23 protein-coding genes are annotated in these 23,381 nt (G+C 68.8%); 15 read left to right on the top strand and 8 right to left on the bottom strand.

The genetic code is table 11. The features are described from left to right. Positions 1-6: 6 nt before the first annotated feature. The 6 genes from A6048_RS10800 to A6048_RS10775 all read left to right on the top strand — a co-directional run bounded on the left by A6048_RS10800 (position 7) and on the right by A6048_RS10775 (position 7,102). A complete protein-coding gene (locus A6048_RS10800; protein WP_107749033.1) occupies positions 7-402 on the top strand; it encodes a hypothetical protein in 396 nt (131 codons plus the stop codon). After that, a complete protein-coding gene (locus tag A6048_RS10795) occupies positions 399-1,736 on the top strand; it encodes a hypothetical protein (RefSeq protein ID WP_146166380.1) in 1,338 nt (445 codons plus the stop codon). The genes A6048_RS10800 and A6048_RS10795 overlap by 4 nt, the downstream gene beginning before the upstream one ends. Beyond that, positions 1,733-3,190 (top strand): glycosyltransferase, encoded by a 1,458-nt coding sequence (locus A6048_RS10790; protein ID WP_107749054.1) that lies wholly within the window; start codon positions 1,733-1,735, stop codon positions 3,188-3,190. Before A6048_RS10795 ends, A6048_RS10790 begins: the two co-directional genes overlap by 4 nt. Next, positions 3,187-4,815, top strand: coding sequence for an ABC transporter (locus A6048_RS10785; RefSeq protein WP_200837303.1), 1,629 nt, complete (start codon positions 3,187-3,189; stop codon positions 4,813-4,815). The genes A6048_RS10790 and A6048_RS10785 overlap by 4 nt, the downstream gene beginning before the upstream one ends. 145 nt (positions 4,816-4,960) lie before the next feature. Beyond that, complete coding sequence (gene bsh / locus A6048_RS10780) at positions 4,961-5,953, top strand: choloylglycine hydrolase (protein WP_280523806.1); 993 nt, start codon at positions 4,961-4,963, stop codon at positions 5,951-5,953. Positions 5,954-6,049: 96 nt separating this feature from the next. Further along, positions 6,050-7,102, top strand: a complete 1,053-nt coding sequence (locus A6048_RS10775; RefSeq protein WP_107749036.1) for a beta-mannosidase — start codon at positions 6,050-6,052, stop codon at positions 7,100-7,102. A 55-nt stretch (positions 7,103-7,157) separates the two neighbouring features. Here the strand turns inward: A6048_RS10775 and A6048_RS10770 are convergent, their stop codons facing one another. Together A6048_RS10770 and A6048_RS10765 are read right to left on the bottom strand one after the other, a co-directional pair. Further along, positions 7,158-7,859: a CE1759 family FMN reductase gene (locus tag A6048_RS10770; protein ID WP_107749037.1), complete on the bottom strand. Its 702-nt coding sequence runs from the start codon at positions 7,857-7,859 to the stop codon at positions 7,158-7,160. After that, entirely contained in the window at positions 7,856-9,106 is a 1,251-nt protein-coding gene (locus A6048_RS10765) for an LLM class flavin-dependent oxidoreductase (protein WP_107749038.1), read from the bottom strand. The genes A6048_RS10770 and A6048_RS10765 overlap by 4 nt, the downstream gene beginning before the upstream one ends. 172 nt (positions 9,107-9,278) lie before the next feature. On the opposite strand from A6048_RS10765, the gene A6048_RS18790 reads away from it, so the two are divergent. Beyond that, on the top strand, positions 9,279-10,136 hold the full coding sequence (locus A6048_RS18790; RefSeq protein ID WP_268817315.1) for a nuclease-related domain-containing protein: 858 nt from the start codon (positions 9,279-9,281) through the stop codon (positions 10,134-10,136). A gap of 32 nt (positions 10,137-10,168) precedes the next feature. Beyond that, positions 10,169-10,318 (top strand): hypothetical protein, encoded by a 150-nt coding sequence (locus A6048_RS18665; RefSeq protein ID WP_235027322.1) that lies wholly within the window; start codon positions 10,169-10,171, stop codon positions 10,316-10,318. 18 nt (positions 10,319-10,336) lie between these two features. On the opposite strand, the gene A6048_RS10755 is transcribed toward A6048_RS18665, so the two are convergent. Further along, a complete protein-coding gene (locus A6048_RS10755; protein WP_108835186.1) occupies positions 10,337-11,905 on the bottom strand; it encodes an HNH endonuclease signature motif containing protein in 1,569 nt (522 codons plus the stop codon). A 130-nt stretch (positions 11,906-12,035) separates the two neighbouring features. After that, on the bottom strand, positions 12,036-12,422 hold the full coding sequence (locus tag A6048_RS10750) for a DUF2784 domain-containing protein (protein ID WP_107749143.1): 387 nt from the start codon (positions 12,420-12,422) through the stop codon (positions 12,036-12,038). 326 nt (positions 12,423-12,748) lie between these two features. Here A6048_RS10750 and A6048_RS10745 point away from each other — a divergent pair, with 326 nt between their 5' ends. Genes A6048_RS10745 through A6048_RS10735 form a run of 3 tightly spaced genes read left to right on the top strand, consistent with a single transcriptional unit; the run spans position 12,749 to position 15,350 of the window. Next, the gene (locus A6048_RS10745; protein ID WP_107749142.1) at positions 12,749-13,825 is read left to right on the top strand and encodes a 3-deoxy-7-phosphoheptulonate synthase; all 1,077 of its coding nucleotides are present in this window, start codon (positions 12,749-12,751) and stop codon (positions 13,823-13,825) included. Positions 13,826-13,869: 44 nt separating this feature from the next. Next, positions 13,870-14,637, top strand: a complete 768-nt coding sequence (locus A6048_RS10740) for an isoprenyl transferase (RefSeq protein WP_107749141.1) — start codon at positions 13,870-13,872, stop codon at positions 14,635-14,637. Then, positions 14,637-15,350, top strand: a complete 714-nt coding sequence (locus A6048_RS10735) for an MOSC domain-containing protein (protein WP_235027564.1) — start codon at positions 14,637-14,639, stop codon at positions 15,348-15,350. The genes A6048_RS10740 and A6048_RS10735 overlap by 1 nt, the downstream gene beginning before the upstream one ends. Before the next feature lie 216 nt (positions 15,351-15,566). Here A6048_RS10735 and A6048_RS10730 read toward each other — a convergent pair whose 3' ends face one another. Both A6048_RS10730 and A6048_RS10725 read right to left on the bottom strand, forming a co-directional pair. Then, on the bottom strand, positions 15,567-17,114 hold the full coding sequence (locus tag A6048_RS10730) for a PH domain-containing protein (RefSeq protein WP_107749140.1): 1,548 nt from the start codon (positions 17,112-17,114) through the stop codon (positions 15,567-15,569). Continuing rightward, a complete protein-coding gene (locus A6048_RS10725; protein ID WP_200837390.1) occupies positions 17,111-17,599 on the bottom strand; it encodes a PH domain-containing protein in 489 nt (162 codons plus the stop codon). Before A6048_RS10725 ends, A6048_RS10730 begins: the two co-directional genes overlap by 4 nt. A 37-nt stretch (positions 17,600-17,636) precedes the next feature. Here A6048_RS10725 and A6048_RS10720 point away from each other — a divergent pair, with 37 nt between their 5' ends. Continuing rightward, positions 17,637-18,845 carry a tocopherol cyclase family protein gene (locus A6048_RS10720; protein ID WP_107749138.1) on the top strand — a complete coding sequence of 403 codons (1,209 nt, stop codon included), beginning with the start codon at positions 17,637-17,639 and terminating at the stop codon, positions 18,843-18,845. A gap of 17 nt (positions 18,846-18,862) precedes the next feature. Here A6048_RS10720 and coaA read toward each other — a convergent pair whose 3' ends face one another. Continuing rightward, positions 18,863-19,795, bottom strand: a complete 933-nt coding sequence (gene coaA / locus A6048_RS10715; RefSeq protein WP_107749137.1) for a type I pantothenate kinase — start codon at positions 19,793-19,795, stop codon at positions 18,863-18,865. A gap of 136 nt (positions 19,796-19,931) precedes the next feature. Here coaA and glyA point away from each other — a divergent pair, with 136 nt between their 5' ends. The 3 genes from glyA (at position 19,932) to A6048_RS10700 (ending at position 22,713) form a co-directional block, all read left to right on the top strand. After that, the gene (gene glyA, locus A6048_RS10710; RefSeq protein ID WP_107749136.1) at positions 19,932-21,236 is read left to right on the top strand and encodes a serine hydroxymethyltransferase; all 1,305 of its coding nucleotides are present in this window, start codon (positions 19,932-19,934) and stop codon (positions 21,234-21,236) included. Between the two features lie 107 nt (positions 21,237-21,343). Next, positions 21,344-21,958 carry a TetR/AcrR family transcriptional regulator gene (locus A6048_RS10705; RefSeq protein WP_107749135.1) on the top strand — a complete coding sequence of 205 codons (615 nt, stop codon included), beginning with the start codon at positions 21,344-21,346 and terminating at the stop codon, positions 21,956-21,958. A 35-nt stretch (positions 21,959-21,993) separates the two neighbouring features. Beyond that, a complete protein-coding gene (locus A6048_RS10700) occupies positions 21,994-22,713 on the top strand; it encodes a LysR family transcriptional regulator substrate-binding protein (protein WP_107749134.1) in 720 nt (239 codons plus the stop codon). A gap of 17 nt (positions 22,714-22,730) precedes the next feature. Here the strand turns inward: A6048_RS10700 and A6048_RS10695 are convergent, their stop codons facing one another. Further along, on the bottom strand, positions 22,731-23,336 hold the full coding sequence (locus tag A6048_RS10695) for a TetR/AcrR family transcriptional regulator (protein ID WP_107749133.1): 606 nt from the start codon (positions 23,334-23,336) through the stop codon (positions 22,731-22,733). Between the last annotated feature and the right edge of the window lie 45 nt (positions 23,337-23,381).

The following is a 23,381-nucleotide window of genomic DNA, read 5'->3' as shown; positions in this document are numbered from 1 at the left end:
CTCGAGGTGGTCGGGGCGGAAGATGGTGACCCGGCGACCCTGAGGTTCTACGAGGACATCGACTTCGCCTCGATGCAGGTGGTCCAGGACGGGGAGCGGGCGCTGCTGGTGGCCTCCACCAGTTCCGGTTCGGGCGAGCTGGACCGCACCCTGCAGTGGCTGGACGCCGAACCGGGTCGTTGGTCGACGCTCAGTGGCAACGTCCTGTTCACGGCACCTGACCGGGAGCCGCTCGAGCTGTCGACCGCCGAGGCCATCGAGGTGGAGGCCACGAGTTCCGCTGACGCGGGCGGCGTGCGGACGGCCCTGGTGATCGGCCTCGTGGTCACCGTCGTGGGCGCGGGGATCGCCGGTCTCGTGTGGGCCGTGACCCGCCGCCGTCGGGTGAGCTCCGGGCGGTGAGTCCCGGTCTGTCCCTCGGCGCGCCGCGTCTGGACCACGCGGCGCGGTGGGTCCTGCTCGCGGCCCTGCTGACGATCGGCTTCCTCGAGACATGGGTCCGGATCGTTCTCGAACAGGGCGCCGGCGCGGGGAGCGCGGTGCTCCTCGCGCCGGTGCTCGGTGCGGCGCTCACCGCGGTGGCACTCACGCTGCAGCGGCGCCCCGAGTTGCCGATCCACGACAGGCAGAGCGACAAGATCGTCGGTACGACCGTGCTGACGATCGCCCTCATGGTGCAGTGGTTGGTGCTGCCCCGCTACGCCGGCAGTTACGTCTTACTCCACCTCGACGTGCTCGCGGCGTGGGTCTTCCTCCTGGGGGGATGCGTGTTCCTCTTCGGTCTGCGCCGAACGGGAGCGTTCTGGCCGGCGTGGATCGTACTGCTGGTGCCGCCGGGTGCGGTCCGCCTGGCGTCGTATGCGTTCGGGGGCGGGGAGTGGTCCCAGGTCGCGATGGCCGCGTTCGTCGCGGTTGTGGGACCGGTGGCGGTGTCGGCGCCCGGGGTGGTCCGTCGGCTGCGGCGCCCGGACCCCGGGGGCGCGCCCGGATCCCACGGCGGTCACTCCCGTTCCCCGGCGACGGTGGTGTCCCGTCGGGAGGCGTGGCGGAGTGCGCCACTGCTGATCGTGGTGGCGTTGCTGCTCGGCGTGGCGCCGCTGCCACAGGGGATCGCGGATCGCCTGGCGGTGGGCCCACCCGCTCTCGACGGGCCGGGCCAGGTCATCCCGGAGGGGTGGCAGCAGATGGACACCGTGGACTACCCGTGGGCCGGGCAGTTGTTTGGCCCGTCCGCGACCCTGCATCGCCAGATGATCCGCGCCACCCGCGTCCGGGCGGACTGGGACGAGCTCCTGCGGCCGCGGGTGGCGGCCGTGCAGTCGCTGACCGTGAGTGACACCGGGGTGCTCGAGGTGTTCCCACTCGAGACGACGTTCGACCTGAGCGAGGCCCGGGTCAGCCCACCGCGGACTGTTGATCTGGGTCGCGAGGTCACCGCCCGGTACCGCACCGTGATCGACGACGGGAATCTCCTCACCTGGAGCCTGTTGACCTTCGTGTGGAGCCGCTCGGGCGACCGGGTCCAGCGGGTCACGCTGATCACGGTGGACAACCACGAGTTCGACGCGGAGTTCCCCGAGACCGTTCCCGGGACGCGGTCCACATTCGCGCGCATGGTGAACCTGTTGCTGCGCGGTTCGGCGGCGGTCATCGACACCAATCCCCAGGACAAGGACCTCGACATGCTCATCGAACTGGGGACCGATCTGGTGGAGGCGCAGTGGACGAGCGAGTGAACGCGAACCCGACGGCGACCGGCCGGTCGCTCACCCCCGAGCAGGCGCGCAGCGAGGCCGCGCTGCACGATGCGGTCCACGGGTTGTTCGAACGCGAGCCTCTGTCCTCCGCGGCGGTTGCCTTTGTTCCCTGGCAGAAATGGACCGGACTGACCGCACTCGCCGGTCTGGTACTCGCCCTCGTCCTCGCGACAACGCCGACCCTGATCGCCCTGACGGCGGTCAGCACATTCGTCTATCTGATCACCCTCGCGGACCGGTTGCTGCTGCTGGCACGTGGACTGGCGCGCGACTCGATCCTCCACGTCGAGGACGAGCGGGCCCTGGCGGTCCCGGACTCCGAGTTGCCCACCTACACCGTGCTCGTACCCGCGTACAACGAGCCCGAGGTGATCGGCGACCTGATCGACGCCGTGAGTTCGATCGACTATCCGGCCGACAAGCTGGAGGTCCTGCTCCTTCTCGAGGCGGACGACGATGTCACGATCGACGCCGCGGAGGCGGCCGGGCTGGGGGAGGTGTGCGAGATCCTGCGGATCCCCCCGGCGGACCCCCGCACCAAACCCAAGGCCTGCAACTACGCGCTGCACTACGCCACCGGCGAGATCATCACCATCTTCGACGCCGAGGACCGCCCGGATCCTCTCCAGCTGCGGCGGGTCGCGGTGGCGTTCGCCGAACTGGACGACGATGTCGTCTGCGTCCAGGCGAAGCTGGCCTTCCACAACGGGTCGCAGAACATGCTCACGGCCTGGTTCACCGCAGACTACGCACTGTGGTTCAACTTCCTTCTTCCCGGGCTGATGAAGTCCAGCTCGCCCATCCCGCTCGGTGGCACCTCGAATCACATCAGGGCGGACGTGCTCACCGAGATCGGCGCATGGGATCCGTACAACGTCACCGAGGACGCCGACCTGGGTGTGCGGATCGCTGCTCGCGGGCACCGTACGGCCGTGCTCGACTCCACGACCCTGGAAGAGGCCAATCCCGATCCGATCAACTGGATCAGGCAGCGGTCACGCTGGTACAAGGGGTATCTACAGACCTGGCTGGTGCACATGCGGCGGCCGGTCATGCTGTGGCGCACCCTTGGCACGGTGAGCATGTTCCGGTTCACGACTCTGTTGGCCGGCACCCCTGTGATTGCGTGTCTGAACATGGTGTTCTGGCTGGTGACCCTGTCCTGGATCCTCGGGCAGCCCGCGGCGGTGGAGGAGGTCTTCCCCGCATACGTCTACTTCCCGGCGCTGATCTGTCTGGTCCTGGGCAACTCCACGATCCTCTACTCGAACTTCATCGCGTGCCGTGAGACGGGCAACTCCGCCCTGTGGTGGGCGTGCCTGACGGTTCCGCTCTACTGGGTGCTCATGTCGGTCGCCGCGATCAAGGGCACCTACCAGCTGTTCGCCAACCCCTCGTACTGGGAGAAGACCGTTCACGGGTTGGCGTCATGAGAACTCGTCCCGCGGCGATCTTCTGGGTCTTCACCGCCCTGTATCTCGCCGCCGGGCTGTACCTCGCACTAGGCGAGGGGTACCTGCAGGGGGACGCACTGAGCAGGGTGGCCGACACCCGTGCCGCCCTGCTCTCGAGGGACCCGCACCTCGCGGCCATCGGGTTCATCTTCACCCCGTTGACCGCGCTCGCCCAGCTCCCCCTTGTGGGGTTGTCGGAGTGGTTTCCCGCGCTCACCAGATGGAGTCTCACGGCGGTTGCGGTCAGTGCACCGGCGATGGCGGGAGCGGTCACCCAGGTCCATGCGATCGCCCGCGAGCGCGCGTGCCCGAGCTGGTTCACCTGGGGAGTCACCCTGGTCTTCGGCCTTCACCCGATGATCGTCTACTACGGCGCGAATGGCATGAGCGAGGCGTTGTTCGTCTTCTTCGTGGTCTGGGCGGTGCGGCGGATCATCCGGTGGATGAGTACCGACGACGTGCACGATCTCATGGTCGCCGGGTTCGCGCTCGGCATGGCGTACCTCGCACGCTACGACGCGCTTGCGGCCTCGGGCACCGCGACCCTGCTCGTCGCCGCAGTGTCCTATCGGCGCAGCCGCAGGCCGGAAGTCGCGATCCTCGACGGCGTCGTCCTGGCCGCGCCCACCGCACTCGCCTTCCTTGCCTGGGCGGCGACCAGTTGGTTGGTGACCGGCAGTGCGCTGGCCCAGTTCTCGTCCAGGTACGGCAACGCCGCGATCCTCGAGCAGTCCGGAGGGGGATCGACCGGGGGACTGTCCGCCATGGCGTTCTCTCTCGCCGAGATCGTGGTGCTCGCACCGGCCCTGGGAGTCCTGGTGATGTGGTGTGCGGTGCTGTCTGCGCGGCGACGCGATCCGGAACCGCTCGCCGCACTGGTCCTCGTCGCTGTGCTCGCGTTCTCCGCACTCACCCATCTGCGAGGGATGACCTTTCCCTTCCTACGCTTCTACATCTGCGCGATCCCCCTGATCGCCATCCTGGCCGTGTTCACCCTCCCGAGGAGCGGCGGGATGCGGACCCGTCGACCCGGGGCCCGCGCCGTCGACAGGATCCGGGACGACCTCGGACGGGGCGTGGCTATCCCGGTGGTCGCGCTACTCCTGCTCGTGGCGGGTGTGCCGGTGAGCGGTATCGCAATGCTCTCGCCGTCCCTATCCCAGGAACAGCACGCTCTGCACGCCGTAGTGGTCCCGGAACTCGGTGACCGGCCCGCGGAGCTCCGCCTGGAGCAGGAGGCGATCGTCGCCTCGTTCGATACGGAGCGGCGAATCGCCGACTACCTCGACACGCTCGGGCTCCCTGAGGGTGCGGTCCTCATGGACACCGTCCACGGCTTCCCGATCATCGCCTCCACCGCACGACCGGAGCAGTTCGTGATCCCGTCAGACCGTGACTTCGTCGAGATCCTCAACGACCCGGCCGCACACGGTGTGCAGTTTCTCCTGACCGTTCCCGCCGAGGGACGGGGCACCTCGGACGCCCTCAATCTGCGCTATCCGACTGTGCACGAGAACGGCGCCCAGCTCGGCGCCTTGGACTTCGAGGTGGTTAACTCGGGGCTCGACAGGCCAACCTGGCGTCTGTGGCGGGTGTTCGACTGAGATGCCGTACCAGCGGGGAGAATCACCCGCAATGGTTCCCGTCACAGTAATGACAGGGTAAACACTATGGCGACTCATATGGTCTAGGGTCTGTTTCCTGGCTCGCATCGGTGGTATGCATGCCATACCTCGCCGAATCCCCTCAATGCGCCGGGAGGCCATCCGTATGTGCACAGGATTGAGCTTCACTACCCACGATCACTACTTCGGTCGGAATCTGGATCTAGAATTCTCTTATAACGAGACGGTCACCGTCATCCCGAGGAATTTCCAATTCGAGTTCCGGAAGCTGGCGCCGTTGTCCACACACTTCGCCATGGTCGGGATGGCGACGATCTCGGACGGGTATCCACTGTATTACGACGGGACCAATGAAAAGGGCCTGAGTATGGCCGGACTGAATTTCCCGGGGAACGCGGACTATAAGCCTGAGGCGCATGGCAAGACCAACGTCGCCCCGTTCGAGTTCGTCCCGTGGGTTCTCGGCCAGTTCGAGACGATAGCTGAGGTGAAGGCGGCGTTGGTAGACCTCAATCTGGTCGACATCCAGTTCAGCGAGAATTTCCCCCTCTCGCCTCTGCATTGGATTATCTCTGACAAGACGCAGTCCATCACCGTGGAAAGTGTGAAGTCCGGCCTTCGTGTGTATGACAATCCTTACGGGGTACTCACGAACAACCCGACCTTCGATATCCAGAGTTTTAATATGAACAACTACATGCACCTGTCCATCGATCCGCCCGAGAAGAACTTCTCCCGTGAACTGGAATTCGACACCTACAGTCGCGGGATGGGTGCGATCGGGCTCCCCGGCGACCTGTCATCGGCGTCCCGTTTCGCCAAAGCGGTATTCACCAAGATGAACTCCGTATCGGGGGAGTCGGAGTCGGAGTCGATCAGCCAGTTCTTCCAGATCCTCGGTTCCGCGGCGCAACAGCGCGGATGTGTACGCATCGGTGACAAGTTCGAGATCACCATCTACTCGTCCTGTTGTAACACCGACAAGGGCATCTACTACTACACGACGTACGAGAACAGCCAGATCACGGGAGTCGACATGCGGCAGGAGGACCTCGACGCCAACGATCTCGTGGCCTACCCGCTCGTCAAGGGGCAGCAGATCAACATGATGAACTGAGGCCCCCGTTGTCTCCCGGTTGTCTTCAGTCGACGCGGCAGACCGGCAGTCCGGCAGAAATCAGAATGCCGTGGGATTGTGGACTATCGTCAAATCATGAAGACCGCTTCGCTTGTCGGACTACTCGTGCTCGTCATGACGATGGCCTGCGCGGCCCCGCCGGAATCGCGGTCGCAGGTGCAACCGCAGCGGGCGACGGTGTCCGGGGGTGAACTCCACCTCGACGGCCAGCCCTGGTGGCCGACGGGCCTCAACGCGTATCAACTGGCCACCGACTGGAGCGTCAACGCCGGGTGCGGCGCCATGGTGGACCTCGACGAGTACTTCGGTTCGCTTCCCGATGGTGCCGTCACGAGGTTCAACGTCTTCCAGCAGCTCGCCGTGAACAAGTTCACCGGAACGCTGGACTTCGCCCCGATCGACGCGGTCTTCGCCGCGGCAGAACTCCACGAGCAGATGGTCATCCCCGTTCTGGTGGGGCAGGACGGGGCCTGCGAGGACGAGCAATACAAGGACCGCGACTGGTACCTGGACGGCTGGGAGCAACCCACCGCGATGCCGCTGAGCTACCGGGACTGGGTCACCACCGCGGTCGAACGGTGGTCGGATTCACCGGTCATCGCGGCGTGGGAGCCCATCGGGGAACCCGAGACCGCGGTCTGCGGAACTGCCGACTGCCATTGGCAGTACCGGACCTGCCCCGCCGACTCGGCGGAGGTGCTCCGCGAGTGGACCGACGAGGTCGGACAGCTCATCCGTCAGCGCGACCCCGGCCGACTCATCACCGCCGGCCTCCTGGGCGGCGACCAGTGTGGTCTCGTGGGAGACGGCTACAAACTCATCGCCGATTCCCCGTACGTGGACGTGCTCCAGTACCACGACTACGACAACGCCGGATTCCTGCCACTACGCCTCGCCCAGACCGACAAGCCGCTCGTGGTCACCGAGCTCGGCATAGCGGCGGGCTCGTGTCTGTCCCTCGAGGATCGTGCGGACCTCATCGGTGAGCGCATCGACGACTACGAGTCGATGGGCGCTGCGGGAGCCATGCTCTGGGCGTTCGTCCCGGACCCCAGGCCGACGGAGTGCACGTTCGACATCGGCCCGGAGGACCCCATCAGGGCGCTGCCCCAGATGGCACGGAACTAGGAGCTCTGTCCACGTAGCCAGCTTTTACGCAGCCAGCTGCCACGTAGCCAGGTCGTCAGGTCGCCCCACCGAGCAGGTCGCCCATCGGGACGAAGTCGCCGAACTCGTCGTCGTCGGTCCGGCGACCCCGGCCCTCGTCGGTCCGGGTCGGTGCCACCGCGCCGCCCACCACGCCGGCGAACCGCAGCATGAAGTCGGCCAGTTCCGTGCCCACGCGGTCGGCGCGCGAGGCCAGCGAGTCTCCGTCGCCGTCTGGGGTGACGGCCCCGAAGTCCTCGGAGGCCGCGAACACCGAGGTGGGCACCACGTCGGCCTTGAGGTAGGCGAACATCGGGCGCAGCGCGAAGTCGATCGACAGCGAGTGCCGGACGGTCCCGCCGGTCGCCCCCAGTGCCACCGGGACGCCGGTCAACGTGCCCGGGTCGATCACGTCGAAGAACGACTTGAACAGACCCGAGAACGACTGGTTGTAGGTGGGCGTCACCGCGATCACCCCGTCCGCGCGGGCGATCTCCTCGAGTGCGGAGCGCAACTTGTCCCCGGGGAACCGGGTGAAGGTGGCGTCGACGACCTCGTGGGCGAGACCTCGCACCTCGAGGACCGTCACGTCGACGTCCTGCCCGTGGCGGGCGAGGGCCTCGCGGGTCGCCGTGGTGAGCCGGTCGGCCAACATCCTGGTGCTCGACGGCACCGAGGTGCCCGCCGAGATCACCACCAAACGCAGAGGCCGGGTGTCAGGTGCGTGGGTTGCGGTCACTTGTTCCCCTTTCCGGCCGGTGCCTGGGCGAGCCGGGTCTCGGTGCGGCGGGCGCGGGCCAGCGACTGCTCCTGCGCGCGCTGCCCACCTTCGACCGTCAGCCCGGTCCAGTTGTCGCCGGTGCCGAAGCGGTAGGCGTCGGAGTGCGCGGGCTCGCCCTCGGCGGCCAGCGCCGCGTCACGTGCCGCGACGCGAGCGGCGTGGGTGGGTCCGTCCGGCACGTGCGCCGGTCGCAGCGCGTCCAGCTCGCGACGCAGGACCGGGACGATCTCGGTGCCGAGGATCTCGATCTGCTCGAGCACCGTCTTACGGGGCAGCCCGGCGTGGTCGATGAGGAACATCTGGCGTTGGTAGTCGCCCACGTGCTCGCGCATGGTCAGGTAGCGGTCGATGACCTGCTGGGGCGACCCCACGGTCAGCGGGGTCTGTGCGGTGAAGTCCTCGAGTGACGGGCCGTTTCCGTAGACCGGGGCGTTGTCGAAGTACGGGCGGAATTCGTTCACCGCGTCCTGGCTGTTCGAGCGCGCGAAGAACTGTCCGCCCAGCCCCACGATCGCCTGATCCGCGGAGCCGTGGCCGTAGTGCTCGTAGCGGCGGCGGTACAACTCGACCATCTGCTTGGTGTGGCTGATCGGCCAGAAGATGTTGTTGTGGAAGAACCCGTCACCGTAGTAGGCGGCCTGCTCAGCGATCTGCGGCGAACGGATCGAACCGTGCCAGACGAAGGGCGCGACTCCGTCGAGAGGGCGCGGCGTGGAGGTGAACTGCTGCAGGGCGGTGCGGAACTTACCTTCCCACTCCACCACGTCCTCATGCCACAAGCGGTGGAGCAGTTCGTAGTTTTCGATCGCCAACGGCAATCCCTGTCGGATGTCCTGGCCGAACCACGGATACACCGGGCCGGTGTTGCCGCGGCCCATGGTCAGGTCGACCCGGCCGCCGGCCAGGTGCTGGAGCATGGCGTAGTCCTCGGCGATCTTCACCGGGTCGTTGGTGGTGATGAGCGTCGTGGCGGTGGACAGGATGATGTCCGAGGTCCTGCCGGCGATGTAGCCGAGGGTTGTGGTGGGGGAGGACGTGACGAAGGGCGGATTGTGGTGCTCGCCCAGCGCGAAGACGTCCAGGCCCACCTGCTCGGCCTGAACGGCGTACTCGACCACGGCCTCGAGGCGCTCGTGCTCGGTGGATACCTGTCCGGTGTGGGGGTCGGGCGTGATGTCGGCGATGGAGAAGATCCCGAACTGCATGATGGCGAGCCTTTCAGTCTGTTGGTGCGTTCCATCCTAACTTGCTGACACGTCAAACAAAAGGGGGACGGGGAGTATTCCGCATCACCCGTCCCGCCTCTCGGATCGCGAGTTCTCCTGCGCTCCGTGACGTCCGGATGTGAGTATTCGTCGACTGCCATCAGGAGGCACTGTGACCGAGTGGATCGTTCGTAGGTGGGCCCGATTCGGCCATGACCGGCTCTATGCCGCGACCCCCGGTGGAACCGACCTGGGCTACCTCGACCTGGCGACGGGCCGCTACCACTCCGACGACCTCTCCAACCTGCCGCTGTTGCGTCAGGCGATGGAGGACCACCCGGACGCCCGGCGGCACCGGGGGTCGGCGCAGGAGCCGAGCCGTCAATCGCAAGGGATCGGTGCGCCGTTGCGTGCACCCGCACCGTCCCCCTTGCCGCCGCCGCTACCTGCGCAGCCGTCATCGAATCCGGAGCCGATCCCAGCAGCGCCTGGTCCATCGCCGACTCCGTCGACCGCGCACAGCGCCGCTCACACCACCCCGCACACCACCGCTCGCACCACCCCGTACACCACTGCATCCGGACCGAGGTGGCACGATCTCGCCGATGCTCGTGCGGGGGCGGCCGCCCGCGAGCGGGCTCTCGCCGAGCGGGAGGCGCAGGGGGTGGTGCGACACATCTTCGCCCGGTTGGTCGATGCGAAGACGGACGAGCGTGCCTGGCGTATCGGCGCGGACGGTGAGCAAGCGGTCGGTGAACAGCTGGCGGCATTGGACGCTCGGTGGAGGATTCTGCACGCCGTACGCGTGGGGGAGCGGGGTGCCGATATCGACCACGTGGTGATCGGCCCCGGAGGCGTCTTTACCGTGAACTCCAAGAATCACCCCAAGGCGGCGGTCTGGGTGGGCGGGGACACCGTCATGGTCAACGGCAGTCGGGTCCCGTATATCCGCAACAGTCGGCACGAGGCGAAGCGGGCATCCCGTCTGCTCGCGGAGCAGGTCGGCTTCCGGTCCCGGTCGTCGGGATGATCGCGGTGGTGGGCGCACGACGGGGATTCACCGTGAAGAGCCAGCCCACCGACGGCACCGTGGCGGTGGTTCCCCGGCGTCGAATCCGGCGGTTTCTCACGTCGCAACCGCAGCGACTGGGACTACGCGAGATCGACGCGATCCACGAGGTCGCCAGGCGATCCACGACGTGGCACCGCTGAGCCCGAGTAGGGAAAGGGTCAGGCGAGGTGGGTGCGTTCGGCGCCTGGTGGGTTGGTGAGGTGGCCGTCGTCGGCGATGAGGCGGTCGAGGTGTTGTCGCCATCGGTGGTCGAGGATTCGGTCGCGTGCCTGGGCCAGTGGCCCGTGTGGGGTGGTGCGGTGTTCGTGTCCGGTCTCGGTGATGATGGTCAGTTCGCCGAGGGGTCCGGGTTTGTAGGCGCAGTGGCCGAAGGTCTTCTCGCGGTGGTGCTTGCGGCAGAGGCAGATCAGGTTCCACTCGGCGGTGGGTCCGCCCATCTCGGGGCGCAGGTGGTCGAAGGCGATGATGTGGTCAATTTCGCAGTCGTGGGCATCGACGGTGCATCCGGGGTGGCGGCAGGTCCCGTCACGGAGACGGATCCGCTCGGCCAGCGCAGGGGTGATGAAGTACTTGAGGACCGCGTCCGGTTTATCCAGCACGCCCGGCTGCGGGTCGATCAGTTCGAACCGCACCTTGGCCTCGCCGCCGGAGAGCAGTTCCTCGCACAGCCAGTCGAAGCTGGCGTAGGCGCCGTTGATGAACTGGACGCGGTTGGGCAGCCCCTGGGCGATGCTGTCGATGATCGAGATCCGGATGGGTTGTTCGGTGCCCCACGACGCACCCGGTCGCGGCCTGGCCGTGCCGGCGGCGGCGGGGTCGGCGTGACCTGAACAGTCAACGTGATCAGCGTGGTCGGCGTGGTCGGTGGCGTTCTCTGCGTCGTGCAGGGCCGTGCCGATGTCGTTGGTGTTCGGGTCCCCGAGCGCGCACAGGGCGTCGGCGCGTAGTTGGTCGCGGGTGCGGGGATGACCTGCCTCGGAGGCGGCGCGGGCGGCGGCCTCGATGCGGCGGCGCAGCTTCTCGGCGTCGCCGCTGGGCAGGGTGGCCCACATGTTGGTCATGCCGTCGCGGCCGGGGCGGAACCGGACGGTGCGCTGTTCGACGGCGGCGCCCACTGCGTCCTCGGCGGACCGGGGATCGTGGCGTTCTCTCGCTGCGTCGACCGCGGTGTCCAGGGCTGTGCGGCTGGGCCGGTGGCCCCCGTCCAGGTCCCGGGCCAGGGCGCCGACGATCTCCGATTCCACTGCCGCGATGATCTGGTCAGGGATCTCGGCCAGCCGGCAGGCGGTGTCGATGGCCAGTTGTTCGGGTAGCAGGCCCCGCTCGACGGCTTTGCGCAAAAGCGGAAGACGTGTGTGGATCTGCACGCCGGCGGTGACCAGACGCGCGGCGTGCCACCCGGTCAGGGACATGGCCGCGGTCAGGTGGTCACGAGCCCGATCGGCCGGGTCCAGGCGCGCGTAGGCAGGACGAGACTCGGCAGGACGAGAATCAGCGGGGCCGGAATCGCCAGGCTGCCGACCGGGGTCCGGCCCATGCGCCTCCCTGTCGAGCCGCCTCATCGCCTCGACCAGTAAGTGCGCGGCCTGCAGCCGGGTGGCCGCGGCCAGGTTCTGTGCCAGCGTGGCCGACCGCGCCACCTCGCTCAACGCCTCGGTGCCCAGGGCGTCGAGAGCCTCCGGCACGGCGCGCAGCGCCCCGAACGCCGCCGAGCTCGTCGTCGTCATCGTCGGATCCACCACCACACCCCCCCGCCACCCTCCTGCGTCGTTCATTGCTCGAACGTGTGTACTAGCTTACCGGCGGTCGATCAGTCGCGCAAGTGTTCGAATTCCGACCATGGTGGCGGGGTCGCTGTCAGGAGGGTGGTGCCTCTGTCTCGAGTGCGCGGGATCGCCAGTGCAGGAACGCCAGGCCCGTCCACGAGACCAGGACGGTAACCGCCACCGCGAGCTGCGCCGTGAACAGATGCTCGGCGGGGTAGATCACGCCGGTGAGGTAGTGGTCGATGAACCCGGACGAGGGCAGCATCTCCTGTCCGGCGCGGGCGCGGCCCCAGTTCTCCACATGGGTGAGCGGGCAGTCCCAGCCCACCGTGGCGATCCCCAGTCCGTAAGCCGCGGTGGCCAGGTGCGGCCAGAACGCCCATCGCCATCGCCACGCGAGGAAACCGCCCACCACCAGGTACACGAGGAAGGCGGCGTGGAGCACCATCGCAGCGTCCGCGATCAGCCGGTACCCCATGGCTCCAGGGTGCCAGCCGGGGCGGGAGGCAGGGTGCCAGCCGGAGCGGGAGACGCAAGTGGCCCGAAAGACGCGGCCTCTGCTACGGTGTCCGGCATGTCGATCGCTCGCGCTTATTGGCGCTTTATGTGGGCTCCGGGTGGAGCCCGCGCCGCGAGCGCACGCGTCCGCTAGCCGGACGTCCCGACACCCGGAGCCCAGAGGCGGTGACCACCATGGTCGCCGCCTCCCGCCATTTCCAGCGGCGGATCCGGGTGCACGGAACTGGCACCACGAGGATCACGGCACCCGGCCCGCCACCACCGAGAACCCAGGAGTGCACTGCCGTGACCATCACCGCCGAGAACCCCACCCAGACCGCCGACCGCCGCGTCCTGTCCTACTCCGCGCTACCGACCCCCAACGAGATCTTGGGCGAGCAACCGTTGGGCGAGGCCCGAGAGGCTCTGGTCGAGCGCAGTCGCACCGAGATCGCCGACGTGCTGGCCGGCCGCGACGACCGGTTGCTCGTGGTGGTGGGGCCCTGCTCGGTCCACGACCCCGAGGCCGCGCTCGACTACGCAGGTCGCCTCGCCACCCTCGCCGAGGAGGTCTCGGAGGACCTGCTGATCGTCATGCGTGTCTACTTCGAGAAGCCGCGCACCACTGTGGGGTGGAAGGGCCTGATCAACGACCCCGCGCTGGACGGCAGCTACGACATCCCGCGCGGACTGCGCACCGCCCGCAAGCTCCTGTTGGACGTGCTCGACCTGGGTCTGCCCGTGGGCTGCGAGTTCCTCGAGCCGACCAGCCCGCAGTACATCGCCGACGCCGTCTCCTGGGGCGCGATCGGGGCGCGGACCACAGAGAGCCAGGTGCACCGCCAGTTGGTCTCCGGACTGTCCATGCCGGTGGGCTTCAAGAACGGGACCGACGGCGAGGTGCAGGTCGCGGTGGACGGGTGTCGCTCCGCGGCGTCCCGGCACGTCTTCTTCGGCACCGACGCGGAGGGACGGGCCTCGGTGGTGGAGACGGCCGGCAACACGGACTGCCATGTGATCCTGCGCGGCGGCTCCGGCGGACCCAACCACGACACCGGGTCGGTCGCGTCTGCCGTCGCCTCCGTCGCCAAGGTCGGGCTGCCCGGTCTGGTCATGGTCGACGCCAGCCACGCCAACTCGGGCAAGTCACACGAGCGTCAGGCCGAGGTCGTGTCCGAGCTCGCCGCGCGGATCGGGGCGGGGGAGCAGGGGATCTCCGGGGTGATGATCGAGAGCTTCATCGAGGCCGGTGCCCAGTCCGTCGAGGCCGCGGAGCTGGTCTACGGAAAGTCGGTCACCGACGCCTGCATCGATTGGGATACCACCGAGGACGGCGTGCGCGCGCTCGCCGCAGGGGTGCGCGGCGGTCGGCGGGCTGAGTAAGGGGGACCTCGGGTGAGGGGGCTTCGCGCGGTAACCTATGCCGAGTGGATGCCTCCTCCCCCCTGTACTCGCTGTACGAGTCGCGACTCCGATCGTCGCTCGAGGGTGCCCGGCTCCCACGGCATATCGCGGTGATGGCCGACGGCAACCGTCGTTGGGCCAAGGAGGCCGGGTTCGCGGACGTGGCGCACGGGCACCGGGCCGGGGCGGTCAAGATCGCCGAGATGCTGGGCTGGTGCGACGAGCTGGGCGTGGACGTGGCCACCATCTATCTGCTCAGTACAGAGAACCTCGGTCGCGATGCAGAGGAGCTGGACGAGCTGCTGCAGATCATCGCCGACGTGGTGGACGAGATCACCGGCCCGGACAAGAACTGGGACGTCCGGATAGTCGGGCGGCTCGAGGTGCTGCCGGACTGGCTGGCGGAACGGCTCCGCCACGCCGAGCGCGCGAGCACCGGGCGTCGGGGGGTCAAGGTCAATGTCGCCGTGGGCTACGGAGGCCGGCAGGAGATCGCCGACGCGACCCGCGAGCTCGTCGCCCAGCTGATCGACGAGGGCCGGACCGGGCGCGAACTGGTCGACGGCATCACCGTGGAGGCCATCGGCGAGCACCTCTACACCTCCGGCCAGCCCGATCCCGACCTGGTGATCCGTACCTCCGGCGAGCAGCGGCTCTCCGGCTTCCTGCTGTGGCAGAGCGCGTATTCCGAGATCTGGTTCACCGAGGCGTACTGGCCCGCGTTCCGCCGCGTGGACTTCCTCCGCGCACTGCGTGACTACGGTGCCCGCAACCGCAGGTTCGGCCACTGATGCCGGCCCCGAGCAGTCCCGCGTCCGGGGAGTCGGTGCCGGAGTCGTTCACCGTCCAGGCCGTCTGCGTGGTGGAACAGCTCCTCACCGTGCCCGGCCGCGTCGGGGTGACCGCGATCGACAAGCGCCCCGTCGAGGGCCCGGTGCAGGTCCGCGAGTACGGCCTGCACGGCGACGTCCAGGCCGATCGCGAACACCACGGCGGCGTGTGGAAGGCCGTGTATCTGCTCTCCGACTCCGACGTCGAACCGTGGGAGCCCGAGTTCGGCGGGCCCATCCCGCCCGGCTACTTCGGTGAGAACCTGCGCGTGACCGGCGTCGACACCTCGCAGCTGCAGATCGGCACGGTGCTCGAGGTGGGGGAGGGCACCGGGCGTCGCGCTCCTCTGCGCCTGGAGGTCACCACCCCGCGCATCCCGTGTCAGACGTTCGGCGACCGCGTCGGCAAACCCAGGTGGGTGCGCCGGTTCACCGAGGCGGGGCGGCCGGGCGCGTATGCGCGAGTGCTGCACCCGGGGTCGGTCGGCGCGGGAGACGAGATCCGGGTGGTCACCGCGCCCTCGCACGGCGTCACCATCGGGCGGGTGTTCGCCGGTGTCGACGACGACGAGGTCGGCCGCCTGCTGGCCGAGTACAGCCTCACCGACCTCGCACCGAGTCTGGTGCGCAAGCTCGACCCCGCCACGGACGTCCGGCCCGCCGACGCCGACTGAGGCGACCCCTCCGACGTCGACGAGCAGATCCCGCGAGCGTCCTCTCGAGCGAGCATGCCGCGAGCGCCCATGTCGTGAGCGGCTCTGCGAGCGACCATGCCGCGAGGCGGATTCCGCTCGCGTTTTCCCAGGTCACGGTCTGCTATTCTGCAGCGTTCGTGACCACTCGACGAAGGCACGGACCAGCACGCAGGACGCGCACGCAGGTGGGCGGGATCACCCAGGCGGTTCGGCCAGGTGGTCCCACACCGGTCCGGCGGTGCGCCACAGCTCGGGGGCCTGCCCGAGACCCACGTCCGGCAGACGGAAGGCGCCGCTCCCGCCGGCCGTCGTGCCCACGAGCGTCGCCAGTCCGGCGCGCCGCTGCAGGGGCGAGCGTCGGATGTTCCAGCCGAGGATCCCCTCCCGGCCGAGGATGTCGGTGCGCCGCATCAGTGAGCCCTTCCGCAGCGCCACCACCCCTACGGTGACCTCGTGACCGAGCCCGCGGGCGTTGTCGAGCGCGGCCCAGATCGCCACGACCGCGGAGAGCGCGAGCGCGGCCACCGGGACCCACCAGAGCCACGTCCAGATCACTGCGGGCACCAGAGCCGCCACCGTGACGACGACGATGACCGCGACCGCCCGCACGAGCCTGCGCCGTCGCGCGGCGGGCGGATGGGCGCGGAGCACCGTGGGCACGGGCTCGCCCAGGATCGTCTCGGCCGCGCCGGCGGACACGTCCCGGGGCGACGGGGGCACCAGCGCCGGGCTCTGCTTCTTCTTTCCGTCGTCGTCCTTGCCGGTCCCGACCCCCGAGGCCACCACGTCGAGCCGTGCGGCCCCGAGGAGCCGGAATCCGGGTGGTTCGTGCAGTGTCACCCCGCGTACGCGGCGGCCGTCGAAGGAGGTGTGCCGACCCACGAGCAGTCCGCGGCGGAGCTCGAGCGAACCGTCCTCGTGGCGGTCGAGCCGTAGGTTCCACCAGTTCTCCACGAAGACCGCCACCGACGCGACGGTGCCCACCACCAGGGCGAGGAGGAGCACCCCCATGGCGATCACCGGGATGGGCAGCTCACCGATCTGGCCCCAGATCCACTCGAGCATCTCGGGGACGGCCCCGAACCAGTCCGCGACCTGGAACACGATGCCGATGCCCAGGATGCCGAACAGTGGGGTCATGACGCTCGCGGGGGCGTAGCGGACCCAGCCCGGGTCGAGGCGCACCAGTTCGATGGTGTCGGTGGCGGCCCGCTCGGCGAGCAGGTGGCGTCGCAGGTCCTCGGCGACCTCACGATCGAGGGCGCCCAGCGTGAGTCGGGCCCCGTCGGTCTCACCACTGGCCAGCCTCACAGTGGCGATACCCATCCGGCGTTGCACCAGGTCCGCCGAGATCTCCACGTTGCGCACGCGGCCGGTCGACAGGCTGGTGGTGGAACTGGAGAGGAAGCGGACACGGCGTTCGATCCGGTGGGGGTCCACGCGATATCTGGTCACGGCCAGTCGGACGGTCTCGATGACCGCGGTGGCCGCGGCACCGAGGATCGTGCCACCGATGGTCCACAGCAGTACCCACGCCAGCCCCACCCCGCCGAGGAGGAGCCCTGACCCCGCGGGGACGGCGGTGGCAGCCAGGGCCCCGGTGGCGACCACGGTGCTCGCGGCGACGGTCCGCGGGTCGAGCTGCAGCCACTCGGGCGTGGGCTCTGTTGTCAGGGTCTGGTCTGTTGTCCCGGACTGCGGTGTGGGCTCAGCGGGAACCGGATGCGACCCTGGCGTGGTCATGTCGCGTCCCGCTGGTCGTCCTCGGCGAGCAGCGTCAACCGGTCGACCATCTCCTCCGCCTGCGCGGCGTCGAGGGCGCTGATGCGGACCGCTCCCGACGAGGACGCGGTGGTGACGACAACGGTGGCCAACCCGAACTTTCGTTGCAGGGGCCCTCGGGTCTTGTCGACGGTCTGCACCCGGGACAGGGGCGCCGCCCTCCACTCCTCCCAGAACAGGCCACTACGGCTATAGACCGCGGTGTCGGTGGCCTCCCACCGGTGGATCGCCCAGCGGACGCGCGGGACAGCGACGAGTGCTACGGCTGTCGCGGCCGCCCACCCCACTGCCACGAGGAGTATCCACGGGAACAGGACCAGGCCGAGAACCACCGCCACGACCAGTGGGCCGACCATCCACAGTGCGACCTGTGCGGTCCACCAGTGCCGACACCGCGGGTCGACGCGGTTGCGCGGTGGTCTGAGTCCGAGAGGTGACGAGTTCACGGTGTCCAACATAGGGCCCTGTGGAACGCTAGCGGGCATGACACTTCTCCGGCGCTACCGGGCCACCGGTGCAGACCTGCCCTTCGGAGATCCGCTCCGCGCACACGGGGTGGACATGGAGGGGTACTTCCTCCGGGTGACCGATCGGGAGCGCGGGCGCGCGGTGATCGCGCTCATCGGGATCAACCGGGGGCCGGACGGGCACTGGGCGACGCTCGGCCTGGCCTCTGACGAGGTGCCGCCCAGGGCCGAGGCGCCCCGGGCCGTGCCACCGCGGGCCGTGCCGCCCCGGTCTGAGGCGACCGGAGACACCCGGCCGAGTGGCGGGTCCACCTCCTCGTCGGCATCACCGTCGTTGGCATCACCGTCGTCCTCGATGTCGTCGGGCGCACCGACGCCATCCACCCCGTCAGGCACGTCGTCTTCCCTACGCCTGGCCGCCGCTCCCGAAGGGTGGGCCGACCCCGACCGCCTGGGCGCCCGCTCCGGCGACCTGTTCGCGTACCGGCAGGACGGCGTCACCGTGGACATGGGCGAGGGGGCCCGCCTGCACGTGGAGATCACCGATCCCGTGGCGTGGCCGCACCGTGCGGTAGGCGGGTCGAGCATCTTCCAGTCCGTGCCCGCACTCAACCAGTACTGGCACCCGTGGCTGCTCGGCGGGAAGGCACGGGGCTGGGCCGAACTGGACGGTCAGCGCTGGGAGTTCGTCGGCGCCGACGTCTACGGCGAGAAGAACTGGGGCGCCGAGGGTTTCCCCGATTCCTGGTGGTGGGGGCAGGCGCAGGGCTTCTCCGAGCCGGACACGTGCGTGGCGTTCGCCGGTGGGCAGATCCACTCGGGTCCGCTGCGCACCGAGGTCACGGCCCTGGTGGTGCGGCTACCGGATGGTCGGGTGATCCGGCTGGGTAATCCCGTGGTGTCGCCGGTCCGCGCCGACGTCGGTGACGACGTGTGGGCGCTCGAGGGTAGTGGCTACGGCTGGAAGATCCGTGTGACCGGGCGGGCGCCGCTTGGCAGGGCGCACGTGCTGCCCGTGCCGTTGCCGTCGGAGAAGCGGAACTCGGCCGGCGCGATCGAGCACCTGTCCGGTGAGCTCGAGGTGGAGGTGAGCCGCTTCGGGCGCCACGTCTGGAGCGATCACAGCCCCCAGGCCGCGCTCGAGCACGGTGGCCTGGATCGTGCCGAGGCGGAGCTGCGGCGTCGCGGCGTGCCGGTGGGGGAGACGGGCGCCGCGCCTGAGTGAACGAGCCCGGGAGCGCGTCAGATCTTGCGCAGGCGCAGCCGCTGGATGGAGTGATCGGAGTTCTTCCGCAGCACCAGCGTCGCCCGCGGCCGGGTGGGCAGGATGTTCTCCACGAGGTTCGGCCGGTTGATCGAGGTCCAGATCTCACGCGCCGCCAACCGGGCCGCCTGGTCGGACAGGTCGGCGTAGTGCGCGAAGTGTGAGTTGGGGTTGGAGAACGACGTGCTGCGCAGTTCCAGGAACCGCTCGACGTACCACTTCTCGATGTCCTCGATCTTCGCGTCCACGTAGAGCGAGAAGTCGAACAGGTCGGAGACCATCAGGCGGGGGCCCGTCTGCAGCACGTTCAGTCCCTCGACGATGAGGATGTCCGGGCGCTTCACCTCGATCAACTCGTCGGGGACGATGTCGTACTTGGTGTGCGAGTACACGGGCGCGCGGACGACCGGGGCACCCGATTTGACCTCGGTGACGAACCTCAACAGCGCACGCCGGTCGTAGGACTCGGGGTAGCCCTTGCGGTGCATGAGCTGGCGCCGCTGGAGTTCACGGTTGGGGTACAGGAAGCCGTCGGTGGTGATGAGGTCCACCCGGGGGTGGGAGTCCCAGCGGGTCAGCAGCGCGCGCAACACACGGGCGGAGGTGGACTTGCCCACCGCCACCGAGCCGGCCACCCCGATCACGAACGGCATGGGGGCGTCCACGGTCTCGCCGAGGAACAGGTTGGTGGACTGGAACAGGCGCTGGCGGGCCGATACCTGGAGGTGGATGAGCCGGCTGAGCGGCAGGTAGATCTCCGCGATCTCGTCCAGGTCCAGGTGTTCGCCCAGGCCGCGCAGTCCCTCGAGGTCCTGTTCGGTGAGCACCATCGGCATGGCTCGCCGCAACCGACGCCAACTCCGGCGGTCGAACTCCACGTACGGCGTGTAGTCGCCGGCATGTCTGCTCACGATTGCTGATTGTGTCAGGTGCCCACGGGGGAGAGGCCTCCAGGTGCCCTGGCACTAGACTGACGACGACGACGAGACGAGCCGTGGCCCCGACACGATTCGTACGAAGTGAGAAGCCCACGCGCGAGGAGCAACGATGACCGACCCGAACACCGATGTGTTCACCGCCTCCCTGTCCGAGTTGGACCCGGAGGTGGCCGAGGCGATGGCCGGCGAGCTGGCGCGTCAGCGCGACACGTTGGAGATGATCGCGTCCGAGAACTTCGTGCCGCGCTCGGTGTTGCAGGCGCAGGGATCGGTGCTCACCAACAAGTACGCCGAGGGCTACCCGGGTCGGCGCTACTACGGCGGGTGCGAGCACGTCGACGTGGTGGAGAACCTGGCACGGGACCGCGCCAAGGAGGTGTTCGGCGCCAAGTACGCGAACGTGCAGCCGCACGCCGGTGCCCAGGCCAACGCCGCCGTGCTCATGGCGCTCGCGAAGCCGGGTTCGAAGATCATGGGCCTGTCCCTGGCCCACGGTGGTCACCTCACCCACGGGATGAAGCTCAACTTCTCAGGCCAGCTGTACGAGGTCGCCGCCTACGAGGTGGACCCGGAGACCATGCAGGTCAACATGGACACCGTCCGCGAGATGGCCCTCGCGGAGAAGCCGGATGTCATCATCGCCGGCTGGTCGGCCTACCCGCGGACCCTGGATTTCGCGAAGTTCCGCGAGATCGCCGACGAGGTCGGCGCCACGCTGTGGGTGGACATGGCGCACTTCGCCGGCCTGGTGGCCGCGGGACTGCACCCGAGCCCCGTTCCGCACGCCGACGTCGTGTCCACCACGGTCCACAAGACCCTGGGCGGGCCGCGTTCCGGCATGATCCTCACCAACGACCTCGAGCTGTTCAAGAAGCTCAATTCAGCGGTGTTCCCCGGTCAACAGGGCGGGCCGCTCATGCACGCGATCGCCGCCAAGGCCACCGCCATGAAGATCGCCGGCACCGAGCAGTTCCGCGAGCGGCAGCAGCGGACCATCGAGGGCGCCAAGATCCTCGCCGAGCGGCTCATGGCCGACGACTGCCGCCAGGCCGGCGTGTCCGTCCTCACCGGAGGGACCGACGTCCACCTGGTGCTGGTGGACCTGCGCGAGTCCGACCTCGACGGCCAGCAGGCCGAGGACCTCCTCCACGAGGTCGGCATCACCGTCAATCGCAACGCCGTGCCGTTCGACCCCCGTCCGCCGATGGTGACCTCCGGTCTGCGGATCGGTACGCCCGCGCTGGCCACCCGTGGTTTCGGGGCCGAGGACTTCCGCGAGGTCGCGGACATCATCGGCACCGCCCTCGCGGCGGGTACGGACGCCGACATCACCGCCCTGCGTGGACGCGTGTCCGCGCTGGCCGCGGCCAAGCCGCTGTACGAGGGCCTCGAGGACTGGACGATCCTGGGCTGAGCGTAGGGGGCGGGCCAAGCGCAGGGGGCGCCGGAGTGGATGGTTCCGAGTCGGATGCGACGTACTCCGAACCGCGAGGTTCGAGGCCACGGTCAGGGGGATGAGGGATGGTGCAGCACGCCAGGATGGAGAGTTCCAGGTCCAAGAGGAAGGCGATTCTCCGGGTCGCGGTCGACCACTTCGGATCTGCTGGATACGAGCACACCAAGTGGGCGACGATCGCGCACGAGGTGGGAATCGGTCAGACAGCGCTATATCACTACTTTGAATCCAAAGCTCACTGCCTGCTCACGATCATGAGTACCGAGCTCGACCACTCTCATCGGCGCTTCTCTGAGGCCGTGAAGGACTCCGTGGATGCTGAATCGGCTCTGCGGGCCGCGGTGCGAGGTGTATACGACGTCACCGCCAGTGAGGCGCTTCAAGCCCGAATTCTGGTGCACCACGTCGGCATCCTGGAGACCACGCGTTCCACTGAGCGAGAAGAGGAAGAGCGCCAGACGGCGGTGGAGCACTCGCGCGCGGTGGAGCAGGACTGGATCTCGTTGCTGGCGCGCGGAATGGACTCCGGTGAGTTCCCACGGCGGGACGAGGAGGAGCTGGGACGGCTGATTCTGGGAATGGTCAGCTCCGTGTGGACCTGGTACCGGCCGGATGGGGTGCGGCCCCTCACCGCGATCGGCGATTCGGTGGCAGATGCCTGTTCACGGTTGGTGCACTGATCCGGGGTTCACGGAGCAGCGGCTACCGTTGAGGGGTGAACGAGGATACCGGTCCGGACCGGCGGAGCCTGGCCATCGGCTACGTCCCGGGCGTGCAGCCCGACAAGTGGCTCACCCGGTGGCGCGAGCGCAATCCCGAGGTGCCGATCTCGGCGCGGCGCTCGGGGGATCCGCGCTCGGCGCTGGCCCGGGTCGCCGGGGACGTGGGGTTCGACGTGATCTTCCTCCGCGAACCCGACGCGGCCCCGCGATCCTCGCCGCCCGGCCTGCTCAGGGTGCCGCTGTACACCGAGACCATGGCGGTGCTGGCGGAGAAGGATCACGAGCTGGCCGCGTTCGACACGGTGGCCGTGGCGGACCTCGAGGGCGAGCAGTGGCTCGACCCCGTCGACGCGATCGCCGCGACCCCGGACGAGGTGTCGGCCGCGGTGGACCTGGTCGCGGCCGGGGTCGGGCTCCTTGTCTTGCCGCTGCCGTACGCGCGGTCGCTGAGCCGCCGCGACGTGGTGGTCCGCCCGATCGACGGCGTGCCCGCCACCCGCATGGGCGTGGCGTGGTCGCCGCGGCGCGAGGGGGACGAGCTGATCGACGAGTTCGTCGGGATCGTCCGCGGCCGGACCGCCGCGACCACGCGGGGCGGGGGCGAGCCCCCGAGGCAGAAGCTCAATGCCAAGCAGAAGACGGCCGCCAAGGCCGCGCGCGCCCGGGCTGAACGGGGCTCGACGTCGGCGGGCCGGGGCAAGCGCCGTCGCTGACCGGAGCCGTGGTGCGGTCAGGCTCGTGCCGCGCCGACCATGCCGCGCGCGAACCCCAGATGGCGCTGGACGATCTCGTCGGGGGAGAGCGGACCGTCCGTCCGGTACCAGGAGGCGATCGACACGCACAGGGAGGCGACCGCCCGGGCGGCATCCGCCGTATGGGCGCACTCGAACACCCCCGACTCCACTCCTGCCTCGATGGCATCCTCGAGCATCTTCTGCTGAGTGTCTCGTTGCGCCACGTGCCTCGCCCTGACCTCCGGCTCCATGCTGCGCATCTCGGTGGAGGCGACGAAGGCGTGGTCGCGGCGCGCCATGTGGAACCGGGCCAGGCACTCCACGATGTTGTCGAACCTGGCGGCGGGGTCGCTGCCGGCATCGTCGGCGGCCGCGGTGGTGTGTTCGAGCATCTCCGTCATCGTCGCCTCCGCCACCGCGCGGAGAATGGCCTGCTTGGACGGGTAGTGGTGGTACAGGCCCGGGACCGACAATCCGGCGGCGTCGGCGATCGTGCGGATCGACGCGCCGTGGTAGCCGTGACGTGCGAACACCTCGAGGGCGGCCCGCAGCACGGGAGGTAGCGGGTCCGGCCCGGGGGCCCGCCAGTCCTTCGGCGCCATACGGTTTCCCCCTCGGTTCGCGGAGCGCCGCTCGGGCGCGAGGCT

This window comes from Dietzia psychralcaliphila (assembly GCF_003096095.1).
Lineage (GTDB): Bacteria > Actinomycetota > Actinomycetes > Mycobacteriales > Mycobacteriaceae > Dietzia > Dietzia psychralcaliphila.
The sequence above is the reverse complement of the archived record's forward strand: the minus strand, read 5'-3'. Positions and strand labels throughout refer to the sequence as shown.